The organism is Klebsiella sp. CN_Kp100 (assembly GCF_040065315.1).
Classification (GTDB): domain Bacteria; phylum Pseudomonadota; class Gammaproteobacteria; order Enterobacterales; family Enterobacteriaceae; genus Klebsiella; species Klebsiella oxytoca.
Genome location: NZ_JBEAIJ010000005.1, coordinates 25430 through 41562 on the forward strand (window position 1 = coordinate 25430; position 16133 = coordinate 41562).

The 16133-nt window shown below is 59.1% G+C and carries 11 protein-coding genes; 3 read left to right on the plus strand and 8 right to left on the minus strand.

The features are described 5' to 3' along the window. The first annotated feature begins 73 nt into the window (after positions 1 to 73). Positions 74 to 901, plus strand: coding sequence for a co-chaperone DjlA (gene djlA, locus ABLV12_RS05175; RefSeq protein ID WP_004108210.1), 828 nt, complete (start codon positions 74 to 76; stop codon positions 899 to 901). A 30-nt stretch (positions 902 to 931) separates the two neighbouring features. Here djlA and ABLV12_RS05180 read toward each other — a convergent pair whose 3' ends face one another. Continuing rightward, positions 932 to 1630, minus strand: a complete 699-nt coding sequence (locus ABLV12_RS05180) for a response regulator (protein ID WP_195606110.1) — start codon at positions 1628 to 1630, stop codon at positions 932 to 934. Then, positions 1620 to 3245, minus strand: coding sequence for a sensor histidine kinase (locus tag ABLV12_RS05185; protein WP_160886637.1), 1626 nt, complete (start codon positions 3243 to 3245; stop codon positions 1620 to 1622). Before ABLV12_RS05185 ends, ABLV12_RS05180 begins: the two co-directional genes overlap by 11 nt. A gap of 324 nt (positions 3246 to 3569) precedes the next feature. Between ABLV12_RS05185 and ABLV12_RS05190 the strand changes: the two genes are divergently transcribed. Further along, on the plus strand, positions 3570 to 4925 hold the full coding sequence (locus ABLV12_RS05190; RefSeq protein ID WP_004108203.1) for a 2-hydroxycarboxylate transporter family protein: 1356 nt from the start codon (positions 3570 to 3572) through the stop codon (positions 4923 to 4925). Positions 4926 to 5093: 168 nt separating this feature from the next. Continuing rightward, positions 5094 to 5633: a citrate lyase holo-[acyl-carrier protein] synthase gene (citX, locus tag ABLV12_RS05195; protein WP_017145010.1), complete on the plus strand. Its 540-nt coding sequence runs from the start codon at positions 5094 to 5096 to the stop codon at positions 5631 to 5633. A gap of 81 nt (positions 5634 to 5714) precedes the next feature. Here citX and rluA read toward each other — a convergent pair whose 3' ends face one another. From rluA to araB, 6 genes are all read right to left on the minus strand, one after another. After that, on the minus strand, positions 5715 to 6374 hold the full coding sequence (gene rluA / locus ABLV12_RS05200) for a bifunctional tRNA pseudouridine(32) synthase/23S rRNA pseudouridine(746) synthase RluA (protein WP_004108199.1): 660 nt from the start codon (positions 6372 to 6374) through the stop codon (positions 5715 to 5717). Between the two features lie 12 nt (positions 6375 to 6386). Further along, a complete protein-coding gene (gene rapA / locus ABLV12_RS05205; protein WP_004110527.1) occupies positions 6387 to 9293 on the minus strand; it encodes an RNA polymerase-associated protein RapA in 2907 nt (968 codons plus the stop codon). A gap of 187 nt (positions 9294 to 9480) precedes the next feature. Further along, positions 9481 to 11838: a DNA polymerase II gene (polB, locus tag ABLV12_RS05210; RefSeq protein ID WP_049127669.1), complete on the minus strand. Its 2358-nt coding sequence runs from the start codon at positions 11836 to 11838 to the stop codon at positions 9481 to 9483. Between the two features lie 192 nt (positions 11839 to 12030). After that, the gene (araD, locus tag ABLV12_RS05215) at positions 12031 to 12726 is read right to left on the minus strand and encodes an L-ribulose-5-phosphate 4-epimerase (protein WP_348866877.1); all 696 of its coding nucleotides are present in this window, start codon (positions 12724 to 12726) and stop codon (positions 12031 to 12033) included. 184 nt (positions 12727 to 12910) lie between these two features. Further along, the gene (gene araA / locus ABLV12_RS05220; RefSeq protein ID WP_070555819.1) at positions 12911 to 14413 is read right to left on the minus strand and encodes an L-arabinose isomerase; all 1503 of its coding nucleotides are present in this window, start codon (positions 14411 to 14413) and stop codon (positions 12911 to 12913) included. Positions 14414 to 14423: 10 nt separating this feature from the next. Further along, a complete protein-coding gene (gene araB, locus ABLV12_RS05225) occupies positions 14424 to 16133 on the minus strand; it encodes a ribulokinase (RefSeq protein WP_135800298.1) in 1710 nt (569 codons plus the stop codon).

Below are 16133 nucleotides of genomic sequence, written 5' to 3' on the forward strand. Positions count from 1 at the left end.
TGACCGAGGCGTAAACGCTTTGTAACGTGCGGTCAGATATAGCTTAACTGGCGGCAGAGAGATTGGGGAGTCTATGCAGTATTTGGGTAAAATAATTGGCGTTGCGGTTGCGTTGATGATGGGCGGCGGCTTTTGGGGCGTGGTACTGGGCTTTTTAATCGGGCATATGTTTGACCGCGCGCGCAGCCGCCGGCTGAACGTCTTTGCCAACCAGCAGGAGCGCCAGTCGCTGTTCTTCTCGACGACGTTTGAAGTGATGGGGCACCTGACTAAATCTAAAGGGCGCGTCACCGAAGCCGATATCCACGTCGCCAATTTGCTGATGGATCGCATGAATCTTCATGGCGAAGCGCGGACGGCGGCACAGCACGCGTTTCGGGTAGGGAAATCAGATGATTATCCGCTGCGTGAGAAAATGCGCCAGCTGCGCAGCGTCTGTTTTGGCCGCTTTGATTTAATTCGGATGTTTCTGGAAATTCAGCTGCAGGCGGCTTTTGCCGATGGCGATCTGCATCCCAACGAGCGTGAAGTGCTGTTTGTGATTGCCGATGAGCTGGGCATCTCCCGCGCTCAGTTTGAGCAGTTCCTGCGCATGATGCAGGGCGGGGCGCAGTTCGGCGGCGGGTCGCAGCAGCAATCTTACGGCCAGCGCGGCGGCAACGCCGGCTGGCAGCAGGCGCAGCGCGGGCCCACTCTGGAAGATGCCTGCAATGTGCTGGGGGTAAAACCGACTGATGATGCCGCCACCGTCAAGCGCGCCTATCGTAAGCTGATGAGCGAGCACCATCCGGATAAGCTGGTGGCGAAAGGGCTACCGCCGGAAATGATGGAGATGGCTAAGCAGAAAGCGCAGGAGATCCAGAAAGCCTGGGAGCTGATCAAAGAACAGCGCGGCTTCTGAACGACCGGCCTCTCCCGGGCGGGGGAGGCGTCACGATGGGCTGGCGGCGCGGCGGTACATACGCCGCGGATGGCCAATCTTGCCGTACAGCATTTCCACCTCCAGAAAGCCGATTTCCACGCAGTGCTCCAGATAGCGACGAGCCGTGGTTTTGCTCAATCCTGCTTCGCTCACCACGTCATCAACCGAAAAGCAGCGTTCTTCATCGCCGGTAAACAGATTTTGCACCAGCGCCAGCGTTTTTTCTTCAATCCCTTTACTACCGCTATCGGCACGATAGTTTTTGGCCTGTAGCTGATACAGCGAATCCACGTTCTGCTGGTCGACAATCTTCCACTCGCGCTGCTGATCGTAAAACTGCACAAACCGTTCAAGGGACTGGCTCAGGCGCTTCCATGACACCGGCTTAAGAATGTAGTCGAAGGCGCCGTTGCGGATTGCCAGACTACAGGTTTCCATATCGCTGGCGGCGGTGATAAAGATCACCGAACAGTTAGCCTGGGCCATGATCGGGTCGTTCATCAGCGTGACCCCTTTGCCGTCCGGCAGATAATTATCCAGCAGCACCAGCTGGGGCGGCCTGGCGTTGAGTCTCTGCCGCGCCTGGGCGAGGGAGGCCGCCATGCCTGCCAGCCGCATGCGCGGGTGTTTTTGAATAAGCTCGGCGTGCAGCCGCGCCAGTTCGCTTTCATCTTCGATGATCAGAACATCGACCAGGTCATGATGCATAGTGCGTCTCTTCTTGCGGATGGGCTGGCCCGCTGGCGGGGATAAACAGCGTAAAAATCGCGCCGCGCGGGGCGTTGTCGGCCACTTCAATTGTGCCGCCGGCCTGGGTAACGTAGCGCTCAATAAGATACAGGCCAATACCGTGATCGCCGCGGGTTTTGGTGGTGACGCCGCGCTCAAAAATATGCTCGCGGATCTCCGGACGAATACCGACGCCGCGGTCGGCGACTTCAATCATTAATTCCCGGGCGTTGAGCTGAATCAGAATCTCGACCGGTTCGTGCGGCAGTTCGGCGCGCTGGGTAGCCTCGATAGCGTTATCCAGCAGATTACCGATGATAGAGATAAGCTCGGACTCCATCAATGACGGCAGCGGACGGTCAATGCGGCAGGCCGGGTCAAAGCTCAGTTCAACCCCTTTTTCCCGCGCGCGGGCGGCTTTGCCCAGCAGCAGACCGCACAGCGTCGGCGAATTAAAGTGCGATGAGATAAAGTCTAGCAGCTCCTGGGCATGCTCCGACTGCGCCTGAATGTAGCGAATCGCCTCATCATAGTGACCCATATGCAGCAGGCCGGAAAGGGTGGTCATACGGTTCAGCTGTTCATGGCGCATGATGCGCAGATTATCAACGTAGCGCTTCACCTGGCTGAGCTGGGCGCTCAGCGAGTTGATTTCGTCGCGGTCGCGGAAAGTGATCACCCAGCCCTGCAGTTCACTCTCCAGCAGGATACGCACCCGGCTGGCGACAACGGTCAGCTGATTAAAGCGGCACAGCTCGTCGTGGGTATCGTTTTCGAGCATCTCCCCGCTGGCGAAAAACGGCTGCGGCGTAATGACGCTATCGATAGACTTACCGCGCAGCTGATGCGCCGGCTGGCTCAGTCCGAGCAGGCTGCGGGCGGCATGATTTATCACTTCGATACGCCGGTGATGGTCAATTACGATCACCCCTTCGTATATCGACTCCATCATCGCCTTTTGCTGGCGCACCAGCAGGCCGATTTCCCGCGGCTCCAGCGAGAAAATTTGCTTCTTAATGCTGCGGGTGAAGTACCAGGAGAAGATAAACAGCGCAATCAACAGCAGCACCGCGGCGACAAAGATATTGATGACTTTTTCCAGCGTGATGCTGTCGAGATAGCTGGTGAGGTAGCCGACGGAAACAATACCGATGACCCGGCCCGCATCGTCGAAAATCGGCGCTTTGCTGCGCAGGGAAATCCCCAGTCCCCCTTTGCGGATGGTGGTGGCGCTTTTCCCCTCCAGCACCGGCTGGTTATCGCCGCCAACCAGCCGCGTGCCGACCCATTCCGGGTGGACCGAATGAAACAGATGCACGCCTCGCCTGTCGCCAATGACAATAAAGCTGGCGTCGCTGTGGGCGGCGATATTTTGCATAAAAGGTTTTATCGCCAGCGCGTCTTCACGCGCGACCTGTTGGCGTAAATCCGGCATCAGGGCAATTTCTTGCGCCTGTATTTTCGCGCGGGCGCTCATTTCCTGATAAAGCTGACGGCTGGCGTCAAAATAGTAATACACGCCCAGCAGCGCGAAAAGCACTGAGAAAAAAGCGACCAGTGAAATGAACAGCTTAAATTGAAATGAAACCTTCATAATTCTATTGCACCGTATCAGGGATGCGGCACTGTATCATCTTTGGCCATACCGACATCGTGGCTGAAGGAAAACGGTGACCCCCTTCGCAGGCGTCCGGAAACCACAATTATCTGCTGGCGCGGAATTTATCAAGGTTAATCAGGCGCTGGATTTAAAAACCTTAAAAACCACGGCAATAAATCAGAGCGGTTTCACAATATTAATAGAAACCATAAAAACCATAGTGACCATTAAAACTTCTTTTTTAATCTGTCGATCCTCACATTAACTCTGCGCATGGCCCTCTAACCTGAAAAATAATAATAACCAGAGGGCTTAATTATGAGCACCACAGACAATGCATTCTCTGCAACCATCGACCCTATCAATACCCCGAAAGCGCCGCTTAAGCAGCGCTGGTGGCATATCCTCGATAACTGGAAAGTCGGTATTATCCCGCTGCCGCTCTTTCTGCTGGCCGGCGGCCTGATTGCCCTGGACTGTTTAGGCGGCAAGCTGCCGAGCGATATCGTCGTGATGGTGGCGACGCTGGCCTTTTTCGGCTTTGCCTGCGGTGAATTCGGTAAACGCCTGCCGGTTCTGGGTAAGCTTGGCGCAGCGGCCATCTGCGCGACTTTTATTCCTTCTGCGCTGGTTCATTACGGCCTGCTGCCGGAGGTGGTGGTGGAATCGACCACCAAATTCTATAAGTCGACCAACATTCTTTATCTTTATATCTGCTGCATTATCGTCGGCAGCATTATGAGCATGAACCGCACCACGCTGATTCAGGGCTTTCTGCGGATTTTCTTCCCGATGCTGTGCGGAGAAATCGTCGGCATGGTCGTTGGCGTCGGCGTCGGTACCGCGCTGGGGCTGGAGCCGTTCCAGGTATTCTTCTTTATCGTCCTGCCGATCATGGCCGGCGGCGTCGGCGAGGGAGCGATCCCGCTGTCGATTGGCTACGCCGCGCTGATGCATATGGATCAGGGCGTGGCGCTTGGGCGCGTGCTGCCGATGGTGATGCTGGGCAGCCTGACGGCGATTGTTATCTCCGGCTGTTTAAATCAACTGGGCAAGCGTTTTCCGCATTTGACCGGTGAGGGACAGCTGATGCCGAACCGCCGCAACGAGACGCATCGCGAAACGCCCGTCGAGGGCAAAATGGACGTAACGACGCTGGCCTCCGGCGCGCTGCTGGCGGTGCTGCTCTATATGCTGGGCATGCTGGGGCAGAAGACCATCGGCCTGCCCGCGCCGGTGGGCATGCTGTTCCTCGCGGTGCTGCTGAAGCTGGTGAACGGCGTCTCTCCGCGCCTGCAGGAGGGATCGCAGATGGTGTATAAGTTCTTCCGCACGGCGGTCACCTATCCGATTCTGTTTGCCGTCGGCGTGGCGATCACCCCGTGGCAGGAGCTGGTCAACGCGTTTACCGTAACCAATTTGCTGGTGATTATCAGCACCGTAACGGCGCTGGTGGCGACCGGTTTCCTGGTCGGCAAAAAGATTGGCATGTACCCGATTGACGTGGCGATTGTCTCCTGCTGCCAGAGCGGTCAGGGCGGTACCGGCGACGTGGCGATACTGACCTCCGGCAACCGCATGAACCTGATGCCGTTCGCGCAGATCGCAACCAGGATCGGCGGCGCGATTAATGTTTCGCTGGGTCTGCTGTTCCTCAGTCACTTTCTGGCCTGATTTAACTTTTTTATAACCGCTAAGCCTGCTTTTTCGTGCTAAATGGCGCAGAAAATATCTGCGTCCCGTCTCCAAAACAGGGATCGTTTAGCGATACAATCAGCGCCATTATTCGCGACTGCGACGGCAGCCTGTCCGCTGCCTGTAATTGAGTGAGGAGAGAAACAAATGTCAGTGGATACTCTCGCCCGTGAGGGCGTAAGCATGGAAGCGCTGCTGGCGGCGAAAGAGCAGCGCGCCGCGCGCCAGGCCGACTGGTTAGCCCATTATCAGCGGCCGGTGATTTCGCTGACCCTGGTGACCCCGGGCGCGGTGAAAGACAGCATTCGCTACCGTAATATGATGGGCGTAGCGCTACAGGCCTGCGATCAGATGCTGTGGAAACACCGCTGGCAGACGCTGGATCGCCAGGTGCTGTGGCTGCCGACCGGTCCGGAAGCGCTATGGTGCGTCGATCACGCCGCCAGTGAAATCAAAGCTTTCTGTACCGATCTTGAGCATACCCATCCGCTGGGCCGCCTGTGGGATATCGACGTGATTTGCCCGAAAGATGGCCTGGTTGGCCGTCAGTCAATGGGGGAAAACCAGCGCCGCTGCCTGCTGTGCGATGAACCTGCGCACGCTTGCGCGCGCAGCCGCCGTCATGACACCGGGGAGGTTGTCGCCCGCGTTGAGCAGATGATTGATGCGTGGTTTGCCCGCGACTAACGCCGGTGTTCCGCTGCGATGATGAGCGAGGAATTGCCCGGGTAAGCCGCTGGCGGCAAGACCCGGGACAGATTTGAACGATCAGAAGTCGATCGGCGCGCGGAACGTCATCGTATTACCGAATGACGGATGGGTGATGGTCAGGGTTTCAGCGTGCAGCAGCAGACGCGGCGCCATGGCCAGCGCTTCCGGCGACGCATAAAAGCGGTCGCCAAGAATCGGATGGCCCAGCGCCAGCATATGCACGCGCAGCTGATGCGAACGCCCGGTAATTGGCTTCAGGCGCACGCGGGCGGTGTTGTCCGTCGCGAACTCCAGCACTTCATACTCGGTTTGCGCCGCTTTGCCGGTTTCGTAACACACCTTCTGCTTTGGCCGGTTCGGCCAGTCGCAAATCAGCGGTAAATCCACCAGACCCTCGGCTTTTTCCGGATGCCCCCAGACGCGGGCGACGTACTGCTTTTTCGGCTCGCGTTCGCGGAACTGCCGCTTAAGCTCGCGCTCTGCCGCTTTGGTCAGGGCTACCACAATCACGCCGCTGGTCGCCATATCCAGCCGGTGCACCGACTCGGCCTGCGGGAAATCGCGCTGAATGCGCGTCATCACGCTGTCCTTGTGCTCAGCCAGCCGGCCCGGTACGGACAACAGGCCGCTTGGCTTGTTGACCACCATAATGTGCTCATCCTGGTAGAGGATAACCAGCCAGGGATCCTGCGGCGGATTGTAGTTTTCCATCGCCATATTCGCGTTCCGTTACTGGTGGGTGACCACGATTAAGCGCAGCGCATCCAGGCGCCAGCCTGCCTGCGCCAGCGCGTCCATGACCTGCTGACGGTTGCTCTCGATAGCCGCCAGTTCATCATCGCGGATGTTCGGGTTAACGGCGCGCAGCGCTTCAAGGCGCGACAGTTCGGCCGACAGCTTATCGTCGGCTTCTTGACGCGCGGCGTCGATCAGGGCCTGGGCCGCTCTGGCCACCTGGCCTTCGCCCTGCTGCAAAATGGCGTGGACGTCCTGCTGGACGGCGTTGACCAGCTTGCTGCCGGTGTGGCGGTTTACCGCGCTCAGCTGACGGTTAAAGCTTTCGAACTCCACCTGACCGGCAAGGTTGTTGCCGTTTTTGTCGAGCAGCATGCGCACTGGCGTCGGCGGCAGGAAGCGGTTGAGCTGCAGATGCTTCGGCGCCTGGGCCTCAACGACGTAAATCAGCTCCAGCAGCAGGGTACCTACCGGCAGCGCTTTGTTCTTCAGCAGCGAGATGGTGCTGCTGCCGGTATCGCCGGAGAGGATCAGATCCAGACCGTTGATAATCAGCGGATGCTCCCAGGTGATGAACTGCGCGTCTTCGCGGGACAGGGCGACGTCACGCTCAAAGGTAATGGTGCAGCCATCTTCCGGCAGGCCAGGGAAGTCCGGTACCAGCATATGGTCGGAGGGGGTCAGGACAATCAGGTTTTCACCACGGTCGTCCTGGTTGATGCCGACAATATCGAACAGGTTCATGGAGAAAGCGATCAGGCTGGTGTCGTCATCCTGTTCTTCAATGCTTTCCGCAAGCTGCTGGGCTTTTTCTCCGCCGTTGGAGTGGATCTCCAGCAGACGATCGCGGCCCTGTTCCAGCTGCGCTTTCAGCGCTTCATGCTGCTGGCGGCAGGCTTTGATCAGGTCGTCGAAGCCGTCGGTATTTTCCGGCGCGGCGAGATAGTTAATCAGTTCATTATGCACGCTGTCGTAAACGGTACGGCCGGTCGGGCAGGTGTGCTCGAACGCGTCCAGACCTTCGTGATACCAGCGCACCAGCACCGACTGGGCGGTTCTTTCCAGATACGGAACGTGGATCTGAATATCGTGGGCCTGGCCGATACGGTCAAGACGACCGATACGCTGCTCCAGCAGATCCGGGTTGAACGGCAGGTCGAACATCACCAGGTTGCTGGCGAACTGGAAGTTGCGGCCTTCGGAGCCGATTTCAGAACACAGCAGCACCTGAGCGCCGGTATCTTCCTCGGCGAACCAGGCGGCGGCGCGGTCGCGTTCGATAATTGACATCCCTTCGTGGAACACCGCGGCACGGATGCCTTCTCGCTCGCGCAGAACCTGCTCCAGCTGCAGCGCGGTGGCCGCTTTAGCGCAGATCACCAGCACTTTCTGCGAGCGGTGGCTGGTGAGATGGCCCATCAGCCATTCAACGCGCGGGTCAAAGTTCCACCAGGTACCGGTATCGCCTTCAAATTCCTGATAAATCTGCTCCGGATAGAGCATGTCGCGGGCGCGCTCTTCGGCCGTTTTGCGGGCACCCATAATGCCGGAAACCTTGATGGCCGTCTGGTACTGGGTCGGCAGCGGCAGACGAATCGTATGCAGCTCGCGTTTCGGAAAGCCTTTGACACCGTTACGGGTATTGCGGAACAGCACGCGGCTGGTACCGTGGCGGTCCATAAGCATTGACACCAGCTCCTGACGAGCGGCCTGGGCATCATCGCGATCGCTGTTGGCGGCCTGCAATAACGGCTCGATATCCTGTTCGCCGATCAGATCGCTCAGCGCGTTCAGCTCGGCGTCGTTCAGCTTATTGCCGGCCAGCAGCAGGGCGACGGCGTCGGCAACCGGACGGTAGTTCTGCTGCTCTTCAACAAACTGGGCGAAGTCGTGGAAACGGTTGGGGTCGAGCAGGCGCAGACGGGCGAAATGGCTCTCCATTCCCAGCTGCTCCGGCGTCGCGGTGAGCAGCAGAATGCCCGGCACGCATTCGGCCAGCTGTTCAATCGCCTGATATTCCCGGCTCGGGGCGTCTTCGCTCCAGACCAGGTGGTGCGCTTCATCAACGACCATCAGATCCCACTCCGCTTCGCACAGGTGTTCCAGACGCTGCTTGCTGCGGCGTACGAAATCCAGCGAACAGATCACCAGCTGTTCGGTTTCAAACGGGTTAATTGCATCGTGCTGCGCTTCGGCATAGCGCTCATCGTCAAACAGCGAGAAGCGCAGGTTAAAGCGGCGCAGCATTTCCACCAGCCACTGGTGCTGCAGGGTTTCCGGAACGACAATCAGTACGCGTTCGGCGGCGCCGGAGAGCAGCTGCTGATGCAGGATCATCCCGGCTTCGATGGTTTTACCCAGACCCACTTCGTCCGCCAGCAGGACGCGCGGCGCATGGCGACGGCCAACGTCATGAGCGATATTCAGCTGATGCGGGATCAGGCTGGTGCGCTGACCGCGCAGGCCGCTCCACGGCATGCGGTACTGTTCGCTCTGGAATTTGCGCGCGCGATAGCGCAGGGCAAAACGATCCATACGGTCAATCTGTCCGGCGAACAGACGGTCCTGCGGTTTGCTGAAAACCAGCTTGCTGTCGAGCAGCACTTCACGCAGGGTAACGTTGGCTTCCTGGGTGTCGAGTCGGGTGCCGGTGTAGGCCAGCAGGCCGTTCTCTTCATTAACTTCGTCAACCTGGAGTTGCCAGCCTTCATGGCTGGTGATGGTGTCGCCCGGGTTAAACATCACGCGGGTGATCGGGGAGTCGTTGCGTGCGTACAGACGGTTTTCGCCGATGGCGGGGAAAAGCAGGGTCACCATGCGCGCGTCCAGCGCAACGACCGTCCCTAATCCCAGTTCGCTCTCTGTGTCGCTAATCCAGCGTTGACCAAGTGTAAAAGGCATATATGTTCGGCTCTTTAGTTCTTTAATTGCAGGCAATAGTTGATCATCTCCATGGAGAATCGGAGATGCGTCAAAATTGGGTCCAGGAATGGAAAGGGCGCTATATTACTGGATGGCGGAATGTTCGTCACGTCCTCCTCACCCTTCATTTTGCGGCTTTTGTGCTGACGGAACGAGTGAGAAAAAATCAAAATAGCCCCAGTTGCCCCGTCACTATTGTAGCAAAATCGTCGTCGACAAAGGGAAGTATTCCTTCGGCGACAGGCTCTAATTGCTTAGAGAGATAGTGCTCATAATCCAGCGGCGACTGCTGATAATCCACTGGTTCCGGCCCGCCGGTGGTCCAGACGTATTTAATGCTGCCGCGCTGCTGATACTGCTGCGGTCTACCCAGCCGAACGTTGTGCTCATCAGCCAGCCGCGCCGCGCGCACGTGCGGCGGCACGTTGCGCTGATACTCCGCCAGCGGACGGCGCAGGCGTTTGCGATAGACCAGTCGATCGTCAAGCTCGCCGTTCATCAGCTTATCAATGGTTTCGCGCACATAGTCGCGATAGGGCTGATGGCGGAAAATGCGCAGATAAAGCTCCTGCTGAAACTGCTGGGCCAGCGGCGTCCAGTCGGTGCGTACCGTCTCCAGGCCTTTAAACACCATGCGCTGCTCGCTGCCTTCCTGAATCATCCCGGCGTAGCGCTTTTTACTGCCGGTATCCGCGCCGCGAATGGTAGGCATGAGAAAGCGGCAGAAGTGGGTTTCAAACTCCAGTTCCAGGGTGCTGGCGAGCCCCTCTTTGCCCAGCTCCGTCGCCCACCATTCGTTGACGAAGGCCACCAGCGACCGACCGATAGCGCCAGCTTCCTCTTCGCTGTGGGCCCGCTTGAGCCACACGAAGGTGGAGTCGGTATCGCCGTAGATAACGTCATAGCCCTGGGATTCAATCAGCGCTTTGGTCTGGCGCATAATCGCGTGACCGCGCATGGTAATGGAAGAGGCCAGGCGCGGATCGAAAAAGCGGCAGGCGCTGGTGCCGAGCACGCCGTAGAAGGCGTTCATAATGATCTTCAGCGCCTGCGACAGCGGTTTGTTTTTATGCAGCTTGGCTTCGTCGCGCCCGTGCCAGATCTGCCCGACAATCCCCGGCAGGCAGTGCTTATCTCGCGAGAAGCGCGCGCCGAGAAAGCCTTCGGTGCTGTGAGCGTCATCGGGCTGCGCCAGACCTTCAACCAGCCCCACCGGGTCGATCAGGAAGGTGCGGATAATCGACGGGTACAGGCTTTTGTAGTCCAGCACCAGCACAGAGTCGTACAGACCGGGGCGTGAATCCATTACGTAGCCGCCAGGGCTGGCCTGCGGCGGCACTTCTCCGAAGTTCGGCGCGACGTAGCCGAGCCGGTGCATGCGTGGAAAATAGAGGTGGCTGAAGGCGGCGACCGAACCACCGTGGCGATCCGCAGGCAGGCCGTTGACCGTCGCGCGCTCCAGCAAAAACGGCATGATCTCGGTTTTATGGAAGATGCGGGTGACCAGCTCGCAGTCCTGCAGGTTGTAGGTGGCCAGCGCCGGTTTATCCTGGTGAAAACGGCGGTCGATTTCATCCATCCGATCCCAGGGATTATCAATGGCTTTGCCCTCGCCGAGCAGCTCGCGGGCGACCGATTCGAGCGCAAAAGAGGAGAAGTTCCAGAACGCGGATTTCAGCGCCTCAATGCCGTCGATAATCAGGCGGCCGTTGGCCTGAGCAAAGAAGACGCCATTCTTAAAACCGTGTTCGCGCCACTCCAGTTCGCTGTTGCCGCGCCCGAGCAGTAGCGGGATGCGATAGCGCTCGGCGTGCTTTTGCAGGACGCGTAAATCGAACTGCACCACGTTCCAGCCGATCAGCACGTCCGGGTCGTGAGCGGCAAACCAGGCGTTAAGCTTTTCCAGCAGCTGCGGGCGGCTGGCGACGTACTCTAGCTGGAAGTTGACGGCAGGGGGCGAGGCGGGCTCCGGCCCGAGCATATAGACAACCCGCTGGCCGCAGCCTTCAAGACCGATGCAGTAGAGCTCGCCGTGGCGGCTGGTTTCAATATCCAGCGAAACCCATTTTAGCGGCGGGCGGTAGTGGGGATTGGGCTTCATCCGGGCGTTGACCAGCTGCTGGCCGCGCGACTCGCCTTCAACCCACACTGGGGCGGTGATAAAGCGCTCCATCAGATAGCGCTCCGGCGGGCGAACGTCGCCTTCATAAACCGTGACGCCGTTTTCGCGCAGCTTTTTTTCCAGCCGCATCAGCTGGCGGTGAGCGCGGCAGTAAAGGCCAAAAACCGGCTGGCGATGAAAATCTTTCAGGCTGAGCGGGGCAAGGCGATGGCCGTTTTCCCCCTGCAGCAGGCGTTCAACCTGCGCGCGCTGGGATTCAGGGATAAACGCCACTGACTCCTGGGGCGGCAGCGTGACCTCAAGCGGGCCGTCATCGGTCGCCAGCCAGAAAGTCAGTTCGGTGCCCTGCGGGGTATCCCGCCAGTGACGGGTCAGTAAAAAACCTTCTCGTGGCTGCGTCACGCCGTGCTCTCATCAGTAAAAACCAGGCCTGATTATAGCCTGGTTCACCGAGTAATGCTGGGATTTTATACAGGTGTGGCGCGGGCTATCTCCCGGAGGCGGCGCTGCGCACCAGTCCGGGCTACCAGTCCTGCAGACGGCTGCGCACCTGTAGCCCGGCTAAGCGCAGCGCGAGCCAGGGAGATCGCGGGTTTATTGCCCGTAATAGGCTTTCGCGCCGTGCTTGCGCAGATAGTGTTTATCCAGCAGCGTCTGCTGCATCTCCGGCAGCTGCGGCGCCAGCTGGCGGCAGAAGATGCCCATATAGGCGATCTCTTCCAGCACAATGGCGTTATGCACTGCGTCTTCGGCGTTTTTACCCCAGGCAAACGGCCCGTGAGAGTGCACCAGCACGCCGGGCATTTGCGCCGGATCGATGCCTTTTTCACGAAAGGTTTCGACGATCACTTCGCCGGTTTGCCACTCGTACTCGCCGTTGATCTCGTCGTCGGTCATCAGCCGGGTGCAGGGAACCGCGCCGTAGAAATAGTCGGCGTGGGTCGTGCCGGTAGCGGGAATGGGCTGACCGGCCTGCGCCCAGATGGTGGCGTGACGCGAATGAGTGTGGACAATACCGCCCAGCGTCGGGAATGCCTGATACAGCAGACGGTGGGTCGGGGTATCAGACGAGGGTTTTTTCTGGCCTTCAACCACTTCGCCGGTCTCCAGGCTGACCACCACCATATCCTCGGCGGTCATGACGCTGTAGTCGACGCCGGAGGGTTTAATCACCAGCACGTCCCGTTCACGGTCGACGGCGCTGACGTTGCCCCAGGTGAGAGTGACCAGATTGTGCTTTGGCAGGGCCAGGTTGGCTTCGAGAACCTGGCGTTTAAGATCTTCTAACATAATGTGCTCCGAATAGCTGGCGAGTCAGCCTCTCCTCACCCCGGCCCTCTCCCGGAGGGCCAGGGAGGAAGCCGTCCCGTGCCCGAACTTTTCTTCCCGGTTCAAGGGTAGGGGAGAAAAGCAGTTCCGCGCCCGAGCGGTACCCTCTCCTTATGGGAGAGGGTAAGGGTGAGGGGACGATCTCTTAGCGTTTTGAACCGTAATACACTTCGTTCCAGCGCAGCGCATCCTTGAAGGAGGGCAGGCGGGTCTCGTTGTCAATCACGGTCAGTTCGATATCCTGTAGCTCTGCGAACTGGCGCATATCATCAAGGGTCAGCGCATGGCTGAAGACGGTATGGTGCGCGCCGCCAGCAATGATCCAGGCCTCGGACGCGGTGCGCAGATCCGGATGGGCTTTCCACAGCGCATTGGCCACCGGTAGCTTCGGCAGCTCGTGCGGCGTTTTCACCGTCTCAATGGTGTTCACCAGCAGACGATAGCGATCGCCGAGATCGATCAGGCTGGCAACGATCGCCGGGCCGGTCTGGGTGTTGAAGATGATGCGCGCCGGATCGGCTTTCCCGCCGATGCCCAGCGGCTGCACGTCGAGAATCGGTTTCTCCGCGGTAGCGATGGTCGGGCAGACTTCCAGCATATGCGAGCCCAGCGCCAGATCGTTGCCTTTCTCGAAGTGGTAGGTGTAATCCTCCATAAAGGAGGTGCCGCCCTGCAGACCGGTTGCCATCACCTTCATGATGCGAAGCAGGGCGGCGGTTTTCCAGTCGCCTTCGCCCGCAAAGCCGTAGCCCTGCTGCATAAGACGCTGTACGGCGAGACCCGGAAGCTGTTTCAGGCCGTGCAAATCTTCAAAGGTGGTAGTAAAGGCGTGGAAGCCGCCCTGTTCCAGGAAGCGCTTCATCCCCAGCTCAATGCGCGCGGCATCAAGAAGGTTCTGCCGCTTATCACCGTGGATTTGCACCACTGGCGTCAGGCGATAGCTGCTTTCATACTCATCGACCAGGGCGCTGATTTCGCCATCGGTGACCGCATTGACGACCTGTACCAGGTCGCCCACCGCCCAGGTGTTAACCGAGAAACCAAACTTAATCTGCGCGGCGACTTTATCCCCGTCGGTGACCGCCACTTCACGCATGTTATCGCCGAAACGGCACACTTTCAGGTGGCGGGTATCCTGTTTCGAAACCGCCTGACGCATCCATGCGCCGATGCGCTGATGGGCTTCTTTATCCTGCCAGTGGCCGGTTACCACGCTGTGTTGCTGACGCATCCGCGCGCCGATAAAGCCGAACTCGCGGCCGCCGTGGGCGGTCTGATTCAGGTTCATAAAGTCCATATCGATACTGTCCCACGGCAGCGCCGCGTTGAACTGAGTATGGAACTGCATCAGCGGTTTATTCAGGATCGTGAGGCCGTTGATCCACATTTTCGCCGGTGAGAAGGTATGCAGCCACACCACCATCCCGGCGCACTTATCATCGTAGTTTGCGTCGCGACAGATATGGGTGATCTCATCCGGCGTGGTACCCAGCGGCTTAAGCACCAGTTTGCACGGCAGTTTGGCTTCCGCATTCAGGCTGTTCACCACATGTTCTGCGTGCTTTGTCACCTGGCGTAGCGCTTCAGGGCCATACAGATGCTGGCTACCGATGACGAACCACACTTCATAATTATCAAAAATTGTCATTTTCATGTCCTTAATGGGTGAAGGCTGCCTGAGATTGCGGCGCGGATTCCGCTTTTGCAGTCGAAGGGAGGTAACGTTGTTCCGCGCTGAGCGACCACTGCTGGTAGCGCTGATAGAGTTGTTCAAAACGTTGCGCCTGCGCCGGGCGAGGCTGCAGGGTGCTTTCCACCCGGCTGGCCATTTGCTCCTGCGCGGCAGGAATATCGTGGTAGACGCCGGCAGCAACGGCGGCGAAGATAGCCGCGCCCAGCGCGCAGCACTGATCGGACGCGACGATTTGCAGCGGGCGATTCAGCACATCGCAGCAGGCCTGCATGATCACCGGGTTTTTGCGCGCGATGCCGCCGAGCGCCATCACGTTATTGACCGGGATCCCCTGTTCGGTGAAGCACTCCATAATGGCGCGGGCGCCGAAGGCGGTGGCGGCAATCAGCCCGCCGAACAGCGCCGGGGCGTCGGTGGCGAGGTTCAGATCGGTAATGACCCCTTTCAGACGCTGGTTGGCATTCGGCGTACGGCGCCCGTTAAACCAGTCCAGCACTACCGGCAGGTGGTCGAGAGACGGATTTTTCGCCCATGCGTCGGTCAGCGCGGGCAGCAGCTGTTTCTGGCTGGCTTTGATCTGTTCTTTAAGTTCCGGGTGGGCCTGCGCCAGCTGCTCCAGCGGCCAGCCGAGAATACGGCCAAACCAGGCGTAGATGTCGCCAAAGGCGGATTGCCCCGCTTCCATACCGATAAAGTCAGGCACGACGCTACCATCAACCTGGCCGCAAATGCCCTTTACCGTGCGCTCGCCAACGCTCTGTTTATCGGCGATCAGAATGTCGCAGGTGGAGGTGCCGATAACTTTAACCAGCGCATTTGGCTGCGCTCCGGCGCCGACGGCGCCCATATGGCAGTCGAATGCGCCGCCGGAGATGGCGACGGTTTGCGGCAGGCCCAGACGCGCGGCCCATTCGGCGGTCAGCGTGCCGACCGGCAGATCCGCAGTCCAGGTCTCGCTGAACATCGGGTAGGCCAGGTTCCGGTTAATTATCGGGTCAAGTTCATCGAAGAACCCGGCTGGCGGCAGGCCGCCCCAGCTTTCATGCCAAAGGGATTTATGCCCGGCGCTGCAGCGGCCGCGGCGAATATCCTGCGGGCGCGTCGTCCCGGAAAGCAGGGCCGGCACCCAGTCGCACAGCTCAATCCACGACGCGGCGGCCTCGGCGACGGCGCGGTCCTGGCGAGTCACGTGGAGGATCTTGGCCCAGAACCATTCGCTGGAGTAGATACCGCCGATATAGCGGGAGTAATCTTCTTTGCCGGGCTGGTGGCACAGGCGGGTAATTTCCTCCGCCTCCTCCACCGAGGTATGGTCTTTCCACAGCACGAACATGGCGTTGGGGTTGTTGGCGAACTCATCGCGCAGCGCCAGCACGTTGCCGTCAGCGTCGATGGGCGCGGGCGTTGAGCCGGTGCTATCAACGCCGATACCTACGACGGCAGCGCGCTGTTCGGCGCTAAGGGCGGTGAGGACGCTTTTCAGCGCGGCTTCCATTGATTCGATATAGTCGCGTGGATGATGGCGGAACTGGTTGTTCGGGCCATCGCAGAATAGCCCCTCCTGCCAGCGCGGATACCACTCGACGCTTGCGGCGAGCTCTTCGCCGGTCGCGCACTCTACCGCCAGGGCGCGTACTGAATCACTGCCAAAATCGAGGCCAATCGCAATTGCCAT

Coding starts and splice junctions, on each gene's coding strand:
- djlA (WP_004108210.1), top strand. CDS start 74: ATGCAGTATTTGGGTAAAATAATTGGCGTTGCGGTTGCGTTGATGATG.
- ABLV12_RS05180 (WP_195606110.1), bottom strand. CDS start 1,630: ATGCATCATGACCTGGTCGATGTTCTGATCATCGAAGATGAAAGCGAA.
- ABLV12_RS05185 (WP_160886637.1), bottom strand. CDS start 3,245: ATGAAGGTTTCATTTCAATTTAAGCTGTTCATTTCACTGGTCGCTTTT.
- ABLV12_RS05190 (WP_004108203.1), top strand. CDS start 3,570: ATGAGCACCACAGACAATGCATTCTCTGCAACCATCGACCCTATCAAT.
- citX (WP_017145010.1), top strand. CDS start 5,094: ATGTCAGTGGATACTCTCGCCCGTGAGGGCGTAAGCATGGAAGCGCTG.
- rluA (WP_004108199.1), bottom strand. CDS start 6,374: ATGGCGATGGAAAACTACAATCCGCCGCAGGATCCCTGGCTGGTTATC.
- rapA (WP_004110527.1), bottom strand. CDS start 9,293: ATGCCTTTTACACTTGGTCAACGCTGGATTAGCGACACAGAGAGCGAA.
- araD (WP_348866877.1), bottom strand. CDS start 12,726: ATGTTAGAAGATCTTAAACGCCAGGTTCTCGAAGCCAACCTGGCCCTG.
- araA (WP_070555819.1), bottom strand. CDS start 14,413: ATGACAATTTTTGATAATTATGAAGTGTGGTTCGTCATCGGTAGCCAG.
- araB (WP_135800298.1), bottom strand. CDS start 16,133: ATGGCAATTGCGATTGGCCTCGATTTTGGCAGTGATTCAGTACGCGCC.